Annotated in this window: 17 protein-coding genes; 1 reads left to right on the top strand and 16 read right to left on the bottom strand. The window is 37.5% G+C overall.

Going from position 1 to position 17466, the window contains the following annotated elements; translation table 11 throughout:
• Positions 1-9: 9 nt before the first annotated feature.
• From IGJ11_RS09355 to IGJ11_RS09420, 14 genes are all read right to left on the bottom strand, one after another.
• Complete coding sequence (locus IGJ11_RS09355) at positions 10-774, bottom strand: tyrosine-protein phosphatase (protein ID WP_010737946.1); 765 nt, start codon at positions 772-774, stop codon at positions 10-12.
• 19 nt (positions 775-793) lie between these two features.
• A complete protein-coding gene (locus IGJ11_RS09360; protein ID WP_010718519.1) occupies positions 794-1489 on the bottom strand; it encodes a CpsD/CapB family tyrosine-protein kinase in 696 nt (231 codons plus the stop codon).
• Between the two features lie 10 nt (positions 1490-1499).
• Complete coding sequence (locus IGJ11_RS09365) at positions 1500-2279, bottom strand: YveK family protein (protein WP_010737948.1); 780 nt, start codon at positions 2277-2279, stop codon at positions 1500-1502.
• 841 nt (positions 2280-3120) lie between these two features.
• Positions 3121-5196, bottom strand: coding sequence for a glycine--tRNA ligase subunit beta (gene glyS, locus IGJ11_RS09370; RefSeq protein WP_438772530.1), 2076 nt, complete (start codon positions 5194-5196; stop codon positions 3121-3123).
• Position 5197: 1 nt separating this feature from the next.
• Entirely contained in the window at positions 5198-6115 is a 918-nt protein-coding gene (gene glyQ / locus IGJ11_RS09375) for a glycine--tRNA ligase subunit alpha (RefSeq protein ID WP_010718522.1), read from the bottom strand.
• Positions 6116-6470: 355 nt separating this feature from the next.
• A complete protein-coding gene (gene recO, locus IGJ11_RS09380; protein WP_207433559.1) occupies positions 6471-7283 on the bottom strand; it encodes a DNA repair protein RecO in 813 nt (270 codons plus the stop codon).
• A gap of 161 nt (positions 7284-7444) precedes the next feature.
• Complete coding sequence (era, locus tag IGJ11_RS09385) at positions 7445-8344, bottom strand: GTPase Era (protein ID WP_010718524.1); 900 nt, start codon at positions 8342-8344, stop codon at positions 7445-7447.
• A 12-nt stretch (positions 8345-8356) separates the two neighbouring features.
• Positions 8357-8770 (bottom strand): diacylglycerol kinase family protein, encoded by a 414-nt coding sequence (locus IGJ11_RS09390; RefSeq protein WP_034700929.1) that lies wholly within the window; start codon positions 8768-8770, stop codon positions 8357-8359.
• Positions 8748-9224, bottom strand: coding sequence for an rRNA maturation RNase YbeY (gene ybeY / locus IGJ11_RS09395; protein ID WP_025480127.1), 477 nt, complete (start codon positions 9222-9224; stop codon positions 8748-8750). Before ybeY ends, IGJ11_RS09390 begins: the two co-directional genes overlap by 23 nt.
• A gap of 41 nt (positions 9225-9265) precedes the next feature.
• Positions 9266-11461 carry an HD family phosphohydrolase gene (locus IGJ11_RS09400; protein WP_010718527.1) on the bottom strand — a complete coding sequence of 732 codons (2196 nt, stop codon included), beginning with the start codon at positions 11459-11461 and terminating at the stop codon, positions 9266-9268.
• A 19-nt stretch (positions 11462-11480) separates the two neighbouring features.
• On the bottom strand, positions 11481-12452 hold the full coding sequence (locus IGJ11_RS09405) for a PhoH family protein (protein ID WP_010718528.1): 972 nt from the start codon (positions 12450-12452) through the stop codon (positions 11481-11483).
• Positions 12453-12913: 461 nt separating this feature from the next.
• On the bottom strand, positions 12914-13360 hold the full coding sequence (locus IGJ11_RS09410; RefSeq protein ID WP_010718529.1) for a GatB/YqeY domain-containing protein: 447 nt from the start codon (positions 13358-13360) through the stop codon (positions 12914-12916).
• A 26-nt stretch (positions 13361-13386) separates the two neighbouring features.
• Positions 13387-13584, bottom strand: coding sequence for a 30S ribosomal protein S21 (gene rpsU / locus IGJ11_RS09415; RefSeq protein ID WP_010718530.1), 198 nt, complete (start codon positions 13582-13584; stop codon positions 13387-13389).
• A 165-nt stretch (positions 13585-13749) separates the two neighbouring features.
• On the bottom strand, positions 13750-14178 hold the full coding sequence (locus IGJ11_RS09420; RefSeq protein WP_010718531.1) for a Fur family transcriptional regulator: 429 nt from the start codon (positions 14176-14178) through the stop codon (positions 13750-13752).
• A 92-nt stretch (positions 14179-14270) separates the two neighbouring features.
• On the opposite strand from IGJ11_RS09420, the gene IGJ11_RS09425 reads away from it, so the two are divergent.
• Positions 14271-15128: a pyruvate, water dikinase regulatory protein gene (locus IGJ11_RS09425; RefSeq protein WP_010718532.1), complete on the top strand. Its 858-nt coding sequence runs from the start codon at positions 14271-14273 to the stop codon at positions 15126-15128.
• A 151-nt stretch (positions 15129-15279) separates the two neighbouring features.
• Here IGJ11_RS09425 and IGJ11_RS09430 read toward each other — a convergent pair whose 3' ends face one another.
• On the bottom strand, positions 15280-15627 hold the full coding sequence (locus IGJ11_RS09430) for an ArsR/SmtB family transcription factor (RefSeq protein WP_025480128.1): 348 nt from the start codon (positions 15625-15627) through the stop codon (positions 15280-15282).
• A 14-nt stretch (positions 15628-15641) separates the two neighbouring features.
• Positions 15642-17369 (bottom strand): phospho-sugar mutase, encoded by a 1728-nt coding sequence (locus IGJ11_RS09435; protein ID WP_178285840.1) that lies wholly within the window; start codon positions 17367-17369, stop codon positions 15642-15644.
• Positions 17370-17466 lie beyond the last annotated feature (97 nt).

Below are 17466 nucleotides of genomic sequence, written 5' to 3' on the forward strand. Positions count from 1 at the left end.
TTACTCCCCCTAAAATAACCCAAACTTCTTCTTTTTTATCGCTTGATAAGTTGGATAATGAATCTGCTCCCCATTGATTAAATCTTTGGCGACTTGTTTCATTTGCTCAACTTTTTCGTTATTGAAGTCTTTAGCGATTTGTTCATAACATTCTTTTAAACAAAAAGAACGTCGCTCAACACCGTGAGCATCCGAAGCAATCATTTGTACAAGATTGTACTTGACCATTTTTTTTGCTGTTTTTTGGATTTCTTTGCCAAAGCGCCCCAGATAACTTGGCGCTGTCAGCTGTGTCAAACACCCCATTTCTAGATAAGGCAACAAACGATTCGGATCTTTTGCAAAATAAGTATTACGCTCAGGATGCACGATTACTGGTATTTTTCCTAGTTTCAACAGTTCAAAAAAAAGGTTCTTTGCATATAACGGTACTTCTAATGTAGGAAATTCAATCAACAGATAAGTATCATTTAAATCTGTAAAAAGAAGTTCATCTCGGTGAAGCGCTTCAAGCAATTCTCCAGTAATACGAACTTCTTGACCTTCTAATAACACCAACGGTAAATTTCTTTTATCCAGCTCTTTTTGTAAAGTGGCGACTAGGGGAATGACTTTTTTCTTTTGATTACAATACTTGCCATTGTTATGGTGCGGTGTACATAAAATATGAGTAATCCCTTGTTCAACCGCTTTTTCAGCCATTGCCAGGCTTTCTTCCAGGTTTTGCGCACCATCGTCAACTGCTGGTAATAGATGACAATGTAAATCGATCATTCCCTTTACCTCCTCTTTATCATTCATAATAATAACTTGTATCTTTGCTTTGTTCGACTCCGTTATAAACAATTCCCAGTACCTTTGCCTGAGCCATCTCTAATAATTTTTTGGCTTTCACAACTGCTTCTTTTCGTGAAGTCTTTTCACGTACTACCAGAAGCGTACCATCTGCCTTTGATGACAAGATTTGAGCATCTGTCACAGTTACAATCGGAGGCAAATCAAACATCACGATATCATAGAGCTGACTTGCTTCTACCATTAGTTGATCCATTCTTTTCGAGCTTAACAGCTCTGATGGATTAGGAGGAATCGGTCCACTTGGTAATACCGATAATTCCTTGATTGCCGTTTTTTGGATCCCTTTACTGATCGTTTCAGTTGAACTGAGTAGATTACTTAACCCATAATGATTATTTATTTGAAATGCTTTGTAAATAACTGGTTTTCGCATGTCAGCATCAACTAATAACACTTTCTGACCAGCTTTTGCAAAGACAACAGCCAGATTTGCAGCCGTGGTCGATTTCCCTTCACCTGGTCCAGATGACGTGACCACGATCGTTTTGACTTGTTGATCATTGATTGAAACAAATTGGATATTGGTTCGAATCGTTCGGTAGTGCTCAGCCGCTGCTGATGAAGGATTAGTTAAAGTAATCAAACGAATCGGTTGAAGTAGTGTTTCTTTTTGTTTTATGACGCGTCGCATGTTTTCCCTCCTACACTCTCGAACGAGCTCTACGAGAAGCTCTCGCTTGTTCACCAGTTTCATCGTTTATTGTCACCGGTGCGTTGTTGTTTTTGTCATTTCTATTGAAATCTTTGGCAGTCATTTCTGGTACCGTCCCTAAAATTGGAAACCCTATGACCTCCGAAAGATATTTTTCATCTTTCACAGTCTGGTCGAACAATTCCAATAACAGAGCTATCCCCATGCCAATCATCAGACCTAAAATAAGGCCAAGGGCAATATTTATTTTTTTATTTGGTGACACCGATGTTCCGTCCGCAACCGCTTCAGAAATGATCGATATTTTATCGACATTCATCACATCTTTTGCTTTCGTTTGAAACACCTCAGCTGTGGTATTCGCAATTTTCTGAGCATTATCTGGAATCGAACTAATCGCTTGGATAGAAAACATTTGTGAATTTTCGGATTGATTCACTGTGATTGCTTGTTTGATTTCTCCAACCGTCATTGCTAGCTGATCTTGCGTTTCTAATTGATCTTTCACTTCACTTAAAACTAAGTCACTAATGATCATATCTTTGTAGGTGTTAATCATTTGTAAATTCGTATTCACATCATTGACATTCGTAATATTTGACTGAGGCAACGTGACAATCAATTGGGCTTGTGAACTAAACTTGGGTGTTAAAATAAAGAATGTAACGAAACTTGCTACCGCCAAACCAACTAACGTTGAAATAAATAAGGTCAACAAACGCTTACGAAATACTCCGATGATCTCTTTTATACTAATTGTCTCTTCCATTTCTCTCCACTTTCCTGTTACTTTCCTAGATTCATTTTTCTTTTAACACATGACATCCTGCTGATGTTACTTGTTCTCATAAAATATACTCATTTCAGTGAAGCTTCGTGAGACTTTCATCCTATGAACATACTTAGATAATAAAATGACATCGATTTCTAAAAAAATTTTTAGTTTATCATTCAGATGATAATTATTATCATCTAGAGTAAGATACTGGATCCCATCGTTTTAAAAACTTTTTATTCCCAAAAAAATAAATCGTTACTTTATCTAATCGCTTCCAAATCACGGGAAATTTGCTAATTCTATTAGACAAGTAAAGAATTTCTACCTGAGACCCTATTTACTATTATCCCATTCATAACAAGCTTTTCTTGTTATGAATAACAATTTTTCTATATTAATTATACCTAACTTTCATTTTTAAATAAAGGATGATTTAAAAATAACAAAAACTATGCATTTCACTCAATAGCACTAACCGATTGTTCTCTTTTTATCAAAAAATGTCATATTGTTCTGATTCGTGAAAGAAAAGTCGCTTATTGCTAGATAGCATGAATAAAAACGATATACACTACATAAAAAGAGTCTGAGGTATTAAGACCTTAAGCTTACTTTTTACACTAAGATGAGTAATTGCTATGAAAGCATCCACTCTGGTACTTTCACAATCTTATTGACGGCGTTCAAAGATCTGCACTTCGGTAATCAGTCAAAAAATAAGCCGAAGCATTTAAAAATAGAAGAAACTATTTTCGGATGCTTCGGCTTATATCTCAGAGCTAGACTTGTCATAACGCTTGTTTCAAATCAAGTTGGCAAAGGGCTACCTGATTTATTTAGTGATAATCTGATCTAAGCTTGCTATTGATAGTGCCATTTCAGCAATTTGTTTCAGCTGTGCCAAACGATTGTTACGGACAGCAGGATCGTCTACCATGACCATGGTTTGGTCAAAATACGTTTCGATCAATGGACGTAAAGCAACAAGTTGATCATAATCTTCTTTCAGCGTTTGTGTACCAAATTGTTTTTTCATTTCTGCTACCGCTTGATAAAGTGCTGTTTCAGCTTCATTTTCAAATAACGCAGGATTAATCTCTGTTGTCGTTGTTTCTTGCGCTTTCTTCGCTAAATTAACCACTCGAGTCAATGCTTCCATCGATGGCTTAAACTCTTCCTCATCTAAACGTTCTTTAAACAGTTGAGCTGCTGCAAAAACTTTTGTCAAATCGCTTTGTTTTGCATTTAAAACTGCATCAATCACATCGTGTCGGATTTGTTTTGTAGTTAGTAACTGACGGAAACGTCCTTTGATAAAATCAATGACTGCCTGTTGTCCATCCGATAACTGGACGCCAAAACGTTCTTGATCTTCATTGATTGCCTGGTCGATTTCACGTTGTAAACGAACCAATGGAAATGACCAATTTTTTGCTTCGATGATGCGGACAATCCCATACGCTTGACGACGAAGAGCATACGGATCATTTGACCCACTTGGGATCATTCCAACTGTAAAGAAAGAGAAGATACTATCTAATTTGTCTGCAATCGCTAATACTGCACCAATTTTGGTTTCTGGTAAGTCACCTTCACTTGAAATTGGCAGATAGTGTTCCTTGATAGCTGTTGCTACAGCTGATGTTTCGCCGTGTAATCGCGCATATTTTTCACCCATGATCCCTTGAAGCTCTGGAAACTCACCTACCATGTTGGTCACTAAATCAAATTTATAGATTTCAGCAGCACGTTGTAAATCCGTTAACTCTTCTGGTGATAAGCCGACAGATTTACCTAAAATACGAGCAATAACTTGTACTCGTTGCATTTTTTCGTAGATGCTTCCAATTTTTTCATGGAAAGTCACTGATTTTAATTTATCAACAAAAGTCTCGATTTCAATCTTTTTATCTTCATTGTAGAAAAACTCTGCATCTTCTAAACGAGCAGTCAATACTTTTTGATTTCCACGGATCACGTTTTCTAGTTTGACACGATCCCCATTTCGAGCAGAAATAAAATGTGGCAAGAGTAATCCTTGGTCATTTCTTACTTCAAAATAACGTTGGTGCTCCTTCATTGAAGTAACCAATACTTCTTCAGGGACAGACAGATATTTTTCTTCAAAATCGCCAGCAAAAACTGTGGGATATTCGACTAAATTATTCACTTCTTCTAATAACTTTTCGTCTAAATCGATCGTCCAATGGTTTTTCTCTGCTAATTCTGTTGCTTGTTGGACAATCATTTCTTTTCTTTTATGTGGCGCAGCTATCACGAATTGTTCTTGTAATTTTTCTTCATACTCATTGGCATGAGCGAAACGAACTGTTTCTCCTAAGAAACGATGACCACGTGATGTGCGATCTGTTGTAACATCTAAAATCTCGAAAGGAATCACTTCATCATCTAGTAAAGCAACAATCCAATGAATAGGACGAATATATTCAAAGTCAAAATTTGCCCAATGCATCGTAACAGGAAATGTCAAACTTTTGATGACATCTGCAAGTCCAGTCAATACTTCTTTCGCTGGTTGTCCATGTGTATATTTGGTTACGTACACATACTCTACACCCTTCAGCTCTTTAAAGGTAATATCGTCAGTCGTCAAACCTTGACCACGTACAAACCCTTCTGCGGCTTTCGTCCAATTTCCATCTGAATCCAATGCGATTTTTTTAGCCGGACCCTTTAATTCTTCTTCGCTATCTGCTTGACGTTCTGGGATATTGGTTACTTTGATCGCTAAACGTCTTGGCGTTGAAAAAGTTTCGATTGTATCATAAGACAATTGGTGTTCATCTAAAAACTTTGCTGTTTTTTGTTCCAGTTGTTTCATGCTTGGTGTAACTACATGGGCAGGCATTTCTTCCAACCCGATTTCTAAAAGTAACTCTTTTGCCATGTTATTCAGCCTCCTTAACCGTTTCTGGATTTGCTGTGTTTTTATTCAATAAAGGAAATCCTAATTTTTCACGCTCTGCCACAAAAATCTTTGCAACAGATTTTGCCATATTTCTGATACGTGACAGATAACCAGCACGTTCTGTGACAGAAACTGCACCACGAGCATCTAATAGATTGAATGTATGGCTGCATTTTAAAATGTAATCATAGGCAGGATGAACTAAATTTTCATCAATGCATCGTTTAGCTTCTTTTTCAAAACGATCAAAATTACTTAATAATAGTTCTTGATCACTGACTTCAAATGAATATTTGGAGTGTTCGTATTCAGGCTGTTTGAAAATCTCCCCATATTTTACGCCATCTGACCATTCAAGATCATAGACACTTTCTACTTCTTGGATGTAGGATGCCAAGCGCTCCAAACCATAAGTAATTTCAGATGTCACTGGTTTACATGGCAGACCGCCGACTTGTTGGAAATACGTGAATTGTGTAATTTCCATTCCATCGAGCCAAACTTCCCAACCAACACCGGCACAGCCCATCGAAGGGTTTTCCCAGTTATCTTCGACAAACCGAATGTCGTGTTCCAAAGGATCGATCCCCAATAAACGTAAACTTTCTAAATAAAGTTCTTGGATATTTTCAGGTGATGGTTTCATCACTACTTGGAACTGATGATGTTGATACAGACGGTTCGGATTTTCCCCATAACGACCGTCGGCTGGGCGACGAGAAGGCTCTACGTATGCTGCATTCCAAGGCTCTGGTCCAATTGCTCGTAAAAAGGTATATGGGCTCATTGTACCTGCCCCCTTTTCTGTATCATAGGCTTGCATCAACATGCACCCATTTGATGACCAAAATTTTTGTAACGTCAAGATCATGTCTTGTACAGATAATTTTTTGCTCATTTAAAATGACTCCTTCCACTTCTAAATAGTTTGCTGAGAATTTGAAACAACAAAAAGTCCCTATGCTTGTCTAAACAAACATAGGGACGAATAACTTCGCGGTTCCACCCTACTTCCGAAAATTTCGGCAGCTTCATTGTCAGTACTCCCAAGTGCCTCTTCAAAAACCGACAGCATTCGGCTCACACCCTTCCGAACTCGCTTTTGCTACGTATTTTTTACTGATCTTGTTCAACGTACTTTATTCTTTTATTTAGCCAATCAAGTTTTTGTACAAAACTCTCATTTATCTAGGTTCCATAATAGACGTATAGTTAGGCTTTTGTCAAATAGTTTTGAATGTTGATTGAATATTCTACTCATTTTTTTGGTTTTCAGAAGCACTTTCTCCTTCCGGATCAGGCTTTTTTAGGACATGTTCCCATGATTTCATTTGATCAATGAACTTTTTACTTTTTAGATGAATCCCTACGTATTCTTCGTATAACTGGTCAATCAGTTGCCTGATCGTTGCTTTGGTTTCGTCTTTTAAATTGATCCCTGTGATCTTATCATAAGAAATAGCAGAGAACATACGCACGAAATAAACAGCTCTTGGATCTGCATGATAACGACAGTGATCCATTGACCAATGTTCTTCGCACAGCACGCCTCCATATTTGGAAGAATAATCAAATTTACCTTGTGTTTTGCCACACACCACACAATGTGTCCAAATCGGTGCAATCCCAAAGCGTTGCAATAATTGTACCTCAAAGATGTTGGTGATGATTTCCGCGTCGTCCCCCTGATCCATCCGTTGCAATGCTGCTTGTGTAAATTGAAAAAGATGGGGATCATATTGATGGTCTTCGATCGCTGCATCCACTAAGTTTAACAAATACGTGCCGTAACCACTTAAAAAAATGTCTTCTTGAATTTTTCTAAAGGAGTGAACATCTTTTACGCTGGTTATAAACGAAAGTCCTTCACTTTTAAACGTACCAATGTAGATTCCTTCAGTAAAAGGGAGTAGTGCAGGGGCTAATGGTTGGTTTTGCCGGTGAATTCCTTTGACATAAAACATCAGTTTCCCCGCAGACTCAGTAAAAATTTTCACTAATTTATCTTTTTCTTTATAATTTCGACTGGACAATATGATCCCTTTTGATTCGGCTAGCTGGCTCATTTTTTTCGCCCCCCTTTTAGAAAAAGAATAAGGAAAAGAAAAATCATTCACTGAATCATTTTCCTTTCCCACTTATTCTACTCATTTTCTTGTCTTCTGACTTTTACACGCGGTTTCGTCTATCGAATAATCACGTTCAACTCATTTTTATCTACTTAAAGTTAATATTCCTCTTTGCGGTAACCAAAATCTTGTAAATAAACTCTTTTATCGCGCCAATCTTTTTGAACTTTAACCCATAGTTCTAGAAATACTTTGTCACCAAGCAAATTCTCAATATCTTTTCTTGCTTTCGTCCCAATTTCTTTTAGCATTTTACCACCTTTACCGATGATAATCCCTTTTTGACTATCACGTTCAACGATAATGGTTGCTTGAATTTGGATTTTATCATTTTCATTGCGTTTCATTGAGTCAACAACAACAGCCACTGAATGTGGGACTTCATCTCTAGTCAAAAACAGGACTTTTTCACGAATCAATTCCGAAACGATAAAGTATTCTGGATGATCCGTTACTTGATCATCCGGGAAGTATTGAGGACCTTCTGGCATCTCAGCGATCAACACTTCCATTAGACGGTCCACATTGTTCCCTTCTGTAGCCGAAATCGGTACAACTTGTGCAAAAGGCATTTGTGCCGAATAATCTTCGATGATTCCTAATAATTCATCTGGATGAACTTTATCGATTTTATTGATAATCAAATAAACAGGTGATTGAACATTTTTTAATCGTTCAATAATAAAATCATCCCCACGTCCACGTTTTTGATCCGCACTGATCATAAATAAGACAGCATCCACTTCTCTTAGTGCACTGTAGGCTGATTCCACCATAAAATCACCCAAACGATGTTTTGGTTTATGGATTCCCGGAGTGTCGATAAAAATCAACTGTGCTTCTGGTGTCGTATAAACACCTTGGATCTTATTTCTGGTCGTTTGTGCCTTGTCACTCATGATAGCAATTTTTTGCCCAACGATTCGATTTAATAATGTTGATTTGCCAACATTTGGTCGTCCCACAATAGCGACAAAACCTGATTTATGTTCTAACATATTATTCTCCTTTTAATTAAAAAACATTTGATAGATTTTAGGTACAAATAAAATGAGACCGACGATCACTGCAAAACAAGCGGTGACTAACACTGCTCCTGCCGCCATATCTTTGATTTTTTTCCCAATTGGATGGAAATGAAAATCGGTAAACATATCCACCACATTCTCAAAAACAGTATTTAAAATCTCAACGATCCATACCAGAAAAACTGCTAAAACTAACCACAGCCATTCTATTTGATTCAGTTGAAATACAACTCCCATAAAAAACGCCAGCAACCCAAAACCTACATGTTTTTTCATATTACGTTCCTCATCAAAGACTGTTTTAACCCCTTGAAGAGCAAATTCTACTGACATAGCGAAGTGCTTATTTTTCTCAACCTTTTTCTCGCACTCTTTATCTTTTAAGTCCATAAGCATCTAAAATCTCTTTCTGTAAACCAAACATCTCTGCTTCATCTTCGGGTGTCATGTGATCATAACCATTGATGTGCAAAAAGCCATGCACTGCCAAAAATCCCAACTCTCGATCATACGAATGACCATATTCTTCCGCTTGTTCCTGGGCACGCTCAATTGAGATCATGATATCTCCTAATACTCGTGGTAAAGGATTATCGCCTTCTTCAAAAATCACGGGAATTTCGTCTTCCCCTTCGTCTTCTAATGCAAAACTAATCACATCTGTTGGGGCATCTTTGCCACGGTAGACACGGTTGATTTCTTGGATTGCTGCATTGTCCATAAAAGTAACAGACATTTCTGTTTCCTCGGATAATTTCAAATGAGCCGCTGCAAATTGCAGAAGGTCCTCGATCTCCTTGATTTTTTCTGTTGAAACTTTCTGTGTTTCATCCATAAATGTGATGTCCATATTTATCGCTTCTTTCTTACTTATTGCTGATATTTTTTATTTTAGCCATTTTCTTTTTCTACTTTCATCGTTTCCGCTTCCGATTTCATTTTAGGATATTTGATCCGTGAATGGAAGGTACTACTTAACCCACTGATCAAAGATTTTTCCACTTTGCGAATTTCTTTTAATGTTAAACCACTATCATCAAGTTGACCATCAGAGATTCGTTCTTCAATCAAATTATGGACAAATTTTTCGATTTTTTCACCTGTTGGATGATCCATTGCCCGTACTGCCGCTTCACAACTATCTGCAATATTCACGATACCGGCTTCTCGGGTCTGTGGTTTGGGACCAGGATAACGAAATTGTTCTTCGGTGACTTCAGGATTTCTTTCTTTTGCCTTGATATAGAAATACTTCATCAATGTTGTTCCATGATGCTGTCGGCAAATATCGATTACCATTTGCGGCATGCCATATTCCTCTAAAATTTTCGCTCCATCGGTCACATGACCAAAAATGATCTGTTTACTATCTTCCGGTAATAAGAAATTATGTGGATTTTCAGCACCAGAAGGCAAGTTTTCTACAAAAAAGCTAGCATGTTTGATTTTACCAATATCGTGGTAGTAACAAGCTACACGCGTCAATAATGACCGCCCATTGATCTCAGCCACTGCGTTCGCGCTTAAATTGGCGACCATCATACTGTGATGATAAGTTCCTGGTGCTTCTTCCAATAGCTGTTTTAACAATGGATGGTTAGGATTACTTAACTCATTCAAGACGATCACACTATCATCGTTGACCATCAATTCGATATACGGATGTAATCCCATCGTTAACAGATACGACAGCAAAGCCCCCATAAAGCCACAAATCAGTGTTAACCAAGTTGTTCCATTACTAAAGCTCATACCTTGATAAACGATCAGCACAACATCCATCATCAACGGAAAAATAATGACCCACATCATAGCTGAAAACCATTGTTCTGACACTCGTTGGCGTTTTAAAACCGTCGCTAATAAACCTGAAAAAAGATAAGCCATCAAGATAACGGTCAAAAAGTTGGTCCCAATCGAGCCATAAAAAATAAACAATGCAGATACGGCTTGGAACAAGGCAGCCATGATTCCTGCCCTCCGGTTCAAAAAGAAATTTAAAACTAAAGGAACAAAAGCTGCAGGATAAAACAGCGGGATAAAAGCTGCTTGTTCCGTTTGGAATAGTTGGAAAAATTTCATTAATAACACACTGATGGACATAGCCGTAACATAAAAGAGAACATACTCTGTTCGTTTTCCGGCTTCATGGTACTGCATTGAGTTGTAAACTAAAACAGCAATTTGCAATAAGACTGCTAAGATCATTGCTACTAAAGGAAAAATTGACGTTGTTTGACTGGTCAATCCTAATAATTCAAGCTTTTTCATTGCATCTGCATCGATTTGATTTCCTTCACGAACAATGATTTCGCCTTGATAGATCATGACCGGTTGAACCGCACTCCTTGCTGATTGTTTCAATTCCTCTGTTTTCTTTTCATTTAAGACATCATTTACGACGATTCCTTGATCGACAAGATAATGGATCGTTTGTTGTTGGTCAGGTGTCACGTTCAAATATTGGATCTGTTCTTCCGCCTGTTGCTTGAAGGTTTCTAAATCACTTTCTCGAACTTGTTTTTTCATTTGTTCATTGATCAATCGAAGACTTTCATCTCGGACTGTCGCAATTTGACTATCTGACATACTAAAGATTTTTGTGTAAAAATTAGTCGGTAATTTTTGATAAAATGCCACGTTTTCAGCATTGGCATTTTCAAAACTCTTCTTTAAAGCTGCAATTCGTTCGTCGATAGTTGGCTTAGGAACATTTTCATCTTCTTTTGCTTTATCTACTTTTTCTTTATACGCTTTATTGATCGAATCATTTGTTTTATTGATCAATTCAAAAAGCTGCTTGATGCGACTACTTTGTTCACTAGCTAAATCTTGTTGATACGTATATTCTGGCGTAACAGCTTCCGCTGCTAATTTTCTTTTTTGTTCGGTTTCTTCTGTATTCTCAATCGTTTTATTCGCACGGATACTTTCTTCTGCCACTTGTCCTTCTCTGAAGTCATTGGCTTTTTGCTTGACGCTACTAAACGTAACGCCACAAACGATCACAAAAAACAAAAGCAATAAGAAAGGCATTGCCGCCTTTCCTAATTTTGCTTGCAGTTGTTGGAGTATTTTATTCAACATTCGCTTATCCCCCTAAGCCTTACTCTTGATGAAGATCTGCCTTTTCATAAGCTTTGATGATTTCGGCTACAACAGGATGACGAACGACGTCACTTGCTTCAAAATTGACGAAAGCAATTTTTTTGATTTGTTTCAATGTACGTTCTGCATGGATCAAACCACTCATCGTCCCTTTAGGTAAGTCAATCTGACTTGTATCGCCGTTTACGATCATTTTTGATTGATACCCCAAACGAGTCAAGAACATTTTCATCTGTGCCACTGTTGTATTTTGAGCTTCATCTAGTATTACAAAAGCATCGTCAAGTGTTCGCCCACGCATATAAGCTAATGGCGCAATTTCGATGATCCCACGCTCCATCAAACGATTGGTATGATCTAAACCAAATATTTGATACAGTGCATCATACACTGGACGTAAATAAGGATCAACCTTTTCTTTCAGATCACCCGGTAAGAAACCAAGATTTTCTCCTGCTTCCACCGCTGGACGAGTCAAAATGATTTTTTGGACTTCGCCTTTTTTCAACGCAGCAATTGCTAAAACGACCGCTAGAAATGTTTTACCTGTTCCAGCAGGACCGACACCAAATACGATGTCATGTTTAGCAACGGCCTCGACATATTGTTTTTGTCCACTATTTTTCACTCGAATCGGTTTACCATTGCGGTCTTTGACGATTTCTTCTTCATACATTTCAATGAAGTAATCCAATGTCCCTTTTTGCCCCATTTTTAAGGCAGTAACAACATCAGGTGTACTGACATGTATCCCCCGCTTGATCAATTCTTGTAAGGTACGTATCACCGATTGTGCTAACGAAAGCCCCGGCTCTTCTCCAATAATCTGGATCATTTCGCCTCTCGTATGAATCGTTGTTTCAGTCATTTCTTCAATTAATTTTACATGTTTGTCATGCGAGCCTAACAACATACTGATATCGTCAGCAGCTGTTAATCTAATTTCTAAAGAACTGGATGCTTCTGTCAAAAATAGACATCTCCTTTACTTCAATTCATTCCTTCCTATTTTACCATATTCATAAAAAACTATATAGCAAATAAAAAAGGTTGTCTCACTCCTTATTCGTTTCATTCATTTTAACCTAAAATTACTTTGCTGAACTTCCATGATTTACTTTATGTTATTCCATGATTGAGAGATTCCTGCCTATCAATAAACAGCTTTTACTTAATAGATAAGGCAACGAACCAATCTAACCAAGCCTAGATCTATCGAGTGAGGAAGAGAGATAAAAGAAGGATATGTATGATTGCATGGGGAACAAGGCGTACCGATTGATGTTGCCTTGGCGCTCACCGTGAGGAAATTGGGACATGCATGAAAAAAAATCTAAAAAAAATAAGTCTGATTTTGACGTTGTGGATCAAAATCAGGCTTATTTTCTTTTTAAGAGAGGGCGGTTGTCCCAAACTCTTTAAATGATAAGTTTAAGATTGTAATAGCTCTTTCACAATCGCATTCACTTGGTTCCCATCTGCTTTTCCTTTGACTTTCGGCATGATCGCACCCATGACTTTGCCAAATTCTTTGACAGAAGAAGCTCCAGTTTGTGTAATCGCTTCTTGAACAAGTTGACGAATATCATCCTCAGAAAGTTGTTCTGGCATGTATTTTTCAACAATTACTATTTCACTTTTCACTTTTTCAGCTAAATCGTCACGTCCAGCTTCTTCGAACTCATGTAAAGAATCACGCCGTTGTTTCATTTCACGAGACAACACTGTTAATTCTTCATCTTCAGTCAAGTCGTGACCTTCTTTGATTTGCTCGTTTTGAATGGATGACTTAATCATACGTATGACTTGTAAAGATTCTTTATCTTTTGCTTTCATCGCTGTTTTCATGTCATCGTTCAATCTACTTAGTAGTGACACACTACCAACTCCAATTCATAAAGGAACTAGTTTTTTTGCGTTTTTTTGCGTTTTTTCGCTGCTTTTCTAGCTGCTTCAGATTTTTTCTTACGTTTTACGCTTGGTTTTTCGTAGAATTCACGTTTACGAGATTCTTGTAAAGTACCCGCTTTTGACACGGAACGTTTGAAGCGACGAAGAGCATCGTCAATTGATTCGTTTTTACGAATGACTGTTTTTGACATGTTAATTCCCTCCCTCCGAGCTTAAAAAGTAACCGTAATTGTTATTGAAATTATAATCCAAAAAACAAGACTGTTCTATAAAACATTATATCTAATGCTGATTTGACCGTCAAGGGAATCTTTGGATTTTTTAAAATAATGATATGTTATTTTATTATAAAACAACTACTGACAGTTTTCACATCGACCGAAAATTTCAAACCGATGCCCTTCGATCGTACAACCTGATAATTGATTTTCAAAATAGTCCATTGGACACATATGGATTTCTTTTGTCATCCCACAAACGGTACAAATAAAATGATGATGGTGACCGATCTCTCCCTGGCAACAATGAAAGCGAAACTTCATTTCGCCATTCAAATCGGTTTCTTCTAATAAGTCTAACTCAGAGAAATCATGGAGATTACGATAAATCGTATCATAACTCACTCCTTTAAATTCCTCATTCATAAAATCAAATACTTCTTTTGCTGACACATAACGATTTCTTTTGACCAAATAAGTCAATAATGCTTCTCGCTTTTTCGTGTATTTAAATCCGTTATTTTTCAAAATTTCTAACGATTGTTCGATTAATGTTTGGTTTTTCAAGTCTTTCCCTCCAAATCAAAATGATTACGAAGTACATATTCCACAGTATGGTATACTAAAGATAAAAAAAATGCAAGTGAGGTTTTTTATTTATGGCTTTTGATTCTACTGAGATCGTTACTTTTTTTGTCATTTCTGATTCAGCTGGTGAAACAGCAACAAAACTCGCACAGGCAACCATGGCACAATATCCTACAGTTGAATTTAATTTATTTCGTCGAACGTTTGTCACTGACCAAGACACCCTCGAACAAGCCTTACAAGATGCGTTAGCAGAAAAAGCGTTAGTTCTTCATACCTTGATCAACCAAGAGCTGATTGATTATACCCGAAGTTTTTGCGAAGAAAACAACTTATTTAGTTTTGACGTGATGACTCCACCGATCGAAGAAATCCAACGATTAACAGGAATTCAACCCACTCGTCAACCTGGAGCCCTACATTTATTGAATGAAAATTATTTTAAACGAATCAAGGCAATGGAATTTGCTGTAAAATACGATGATGGGAAAGATCCAAGAGGCTTCTTAGAAGCAGACGTGGTGTTGCTAGGAGTTTCCAGAACGTCAAAGACACCGTTAAGTCTTTTTTTAGCGAATAAAAACTTAAAAGTGGCGAATCTCCCACTCATTCCTCAAGCCCATATCCCAAAACAACTTTGGGAGATCGATCCTAAAAAAATTGTTGGTTTAACCAATAATCCCGATATTTTAAATAATATTCGAAAAGAACGGATGCGTTCCTATGGATTAAATCCTGATACGGCTTATTCTGATATCGAAAAAATACGAGCAGAATTAGATTTTGCTAATGATTTGTATGAAAAATTAGGTTGCGTTGTGATCAATGTTGCTTCTCTCTCAATTGAAGAAACGGCTTCGTTGATTCTAAATGCCTTAGATTTAGAGGACCACAGTTATTATGGCACGGATACTTCAGGAGAAAAATAAAGAGCAAATAATTGTATCCAGTAAGCAGCTATAACAAACAACCAGAACCAAACGCATAACTAGTTGAAAAAAAAGCCAGCAGACACGTGTCTGCTGGCTTTTTTTTCAGTATAATCTATTTACATTCCCTTAGAAATGCCTCATTCTTATTTTACTGATGTTCCACATGTTTCAAGGTTTGTTCCAAGATATCCAACACGTGAAAATCATCTAAACTATACAATATTGCTTTGCCTTCACGATGCGATTTTACCACATGGTTTTCCCTTAATAAACGTAGTTGGTGGGAAACAGCGGATTGTTCCATTTCCACCGCTTGGCTGATGGCCGTCACATTTTGTTCTCCATCTTTTAAATACATCAATATTTTCAATCGGGTAGGATCACTTAAGACTTTAAATAATTGACTCACTTTTTCTATTTCGCTTTTTGGTGTGTCTGTCAACCGATTCACCTCCATAAAAAAAGACTGACTTCTAAAGTTTACCACTTTTTCCATCAGTCTCAATTATTTTATTCTTCTGTCATTGATTTGATGATTGCTTCATAGGTATCGATCTTTTCTTGTGCCTCTTGTGCGGAATTGCCTTTTACACCGATATAGAATTTGATTTTTGGCTCTGTTCCTGAAGGACGGATCGCTACCCAACCATGTTCTTCTAATACATATTTTAATACGTCAGATGGAGGTGTCGTTAATTTTTCCACTCGTCCAGCTGAATCTGTTTTCGTTAATTCTTTGAAATCTTCTGTTTGAAGAACTTTTGCTCCAGCAAATTCTGATGGGGCATGGTCACGGAATTTCTTCATCAAAGCAGCGATTTTGGCTGAACCTTCTTGACCACTCATCGTGACTGAGATTGTTTTTTCAGCAAAATAACCATATTTTTCAAAAATCATTTGTAAGCCGTCATAAAGTGTCTTCCCTTGTTTTTTATAAAAAGCAGCCACTTCGGCTAACAATAAGAGTGCTTGGATTGCATCTTTATCACGTACAAATGGTTTGACCAAGTAACCATAGCTTTCTTCAAAACCAAACATAAATGTATGAGAATGATCTTTTTCAAATTGATGGATTTTTTCTGCAATAAATTTAAAGCCTGTTAAGACATTGATCATCGTAGCGCCATAGCTTTCAGCGATGGCTGCAGGAAGTTCACTTGATACGATTGACTTAAGTACGGCTGCATTTTCAGGTAAAGTCCCTCGTGATTGATGTGCTTCTAAAATATATTGAATCATTAACGCACCGATTTGATTACCGGTCAAAACTTTATAAGAGCCATCAGGTTGGCGAACTGCTGCTCCTAAGCGATCCGCATCAGGATCAGTTGCAATCAATAAATCAGCGCCTTCTTTTTCACCTAAACGAATCGCATACTCAAATGCTGAATGTTCTTCAGGGTTTGGTGATTGAACCGTTGTAAAGTCAGGATCAGCTACAGCTTGTTCAGGTACAAGCATAAATTGTTCGAAACCAGCTTGTTGTAATGCTCTTTCTCCTAGCATTTTTCCTGTACCATGAAGGGGTGTAAACACCAATTTTAAGTCTTTCCCCATTGTTTGGACTAATTCTTGATCAATCGTGACTGCTTTGATTTCTTCCAAATATGCTTTATCGACTTCTTCACCAATGATCGTAATCAATCCACTAGTTTCTACTTCGTCATCAGCTAAAACAGCGACTTTTAAAGGATTACTTACTTCACGTACATATTTTGTCAATGCATCCGCATCAGCGGGTGGCATTTGTCCGCCATCTTCTCCATAAACTTTATAGCCATTGTAAGCTGCTGGGTTATGAGAAGCTGTCACCATGATTCCCGCAAACGTATTCAAATGACGAACAGCGAAAGAAAGTTCAGGTGTTGGACGTAGACTCTCAAAGACAAAAGAAGGAATATCGTGTTGTGCCAAAGTCTTCGCTGCTTCCATCGCAAATTCAGGCGATTGATGACGTGAATCATAAGCAATCGCTACACCGCGACGTTTTGTTTCTTCTCCTTGTGTATCCATAAAACGTGCCAGCCCTTCTGTTGCTTGTCTGACCGTATAAATATTCATTCGATTGATCCCAGGACCTAAAATCCCCCGCATTCCTGCTGTTCCAAATTCTAAAGGAGCATAAAAAGCATCTTCCAGCTTTTCAGAATCCTGACTAAGATCAGTTAATTGTTTTTTTAAATTTTCTTCTAAATTTTCTTCATTGGCCCATTGTTGGTATACTTGTTCCCAAGACATGAAGCGAACACCTCTTTCTAAAATATCTACCTCTTTCAGTATAGCATTCTCTTTTTAGATAGAAAAGTCAGAAGGAAAAATAAGCGCAGATGGGGAC

Origin of the sequence: Enterococcus sp. DIV0691 (genome assembly GCF_051711145.1) — a bacterium.
GTDB classification, from domain to species: domain Bacteria; phylum Bacillota; class Bacilli; order Lactobacillales; family Enterococcaceae; genus Enterococcus_B; species Enterococcus_B hirae.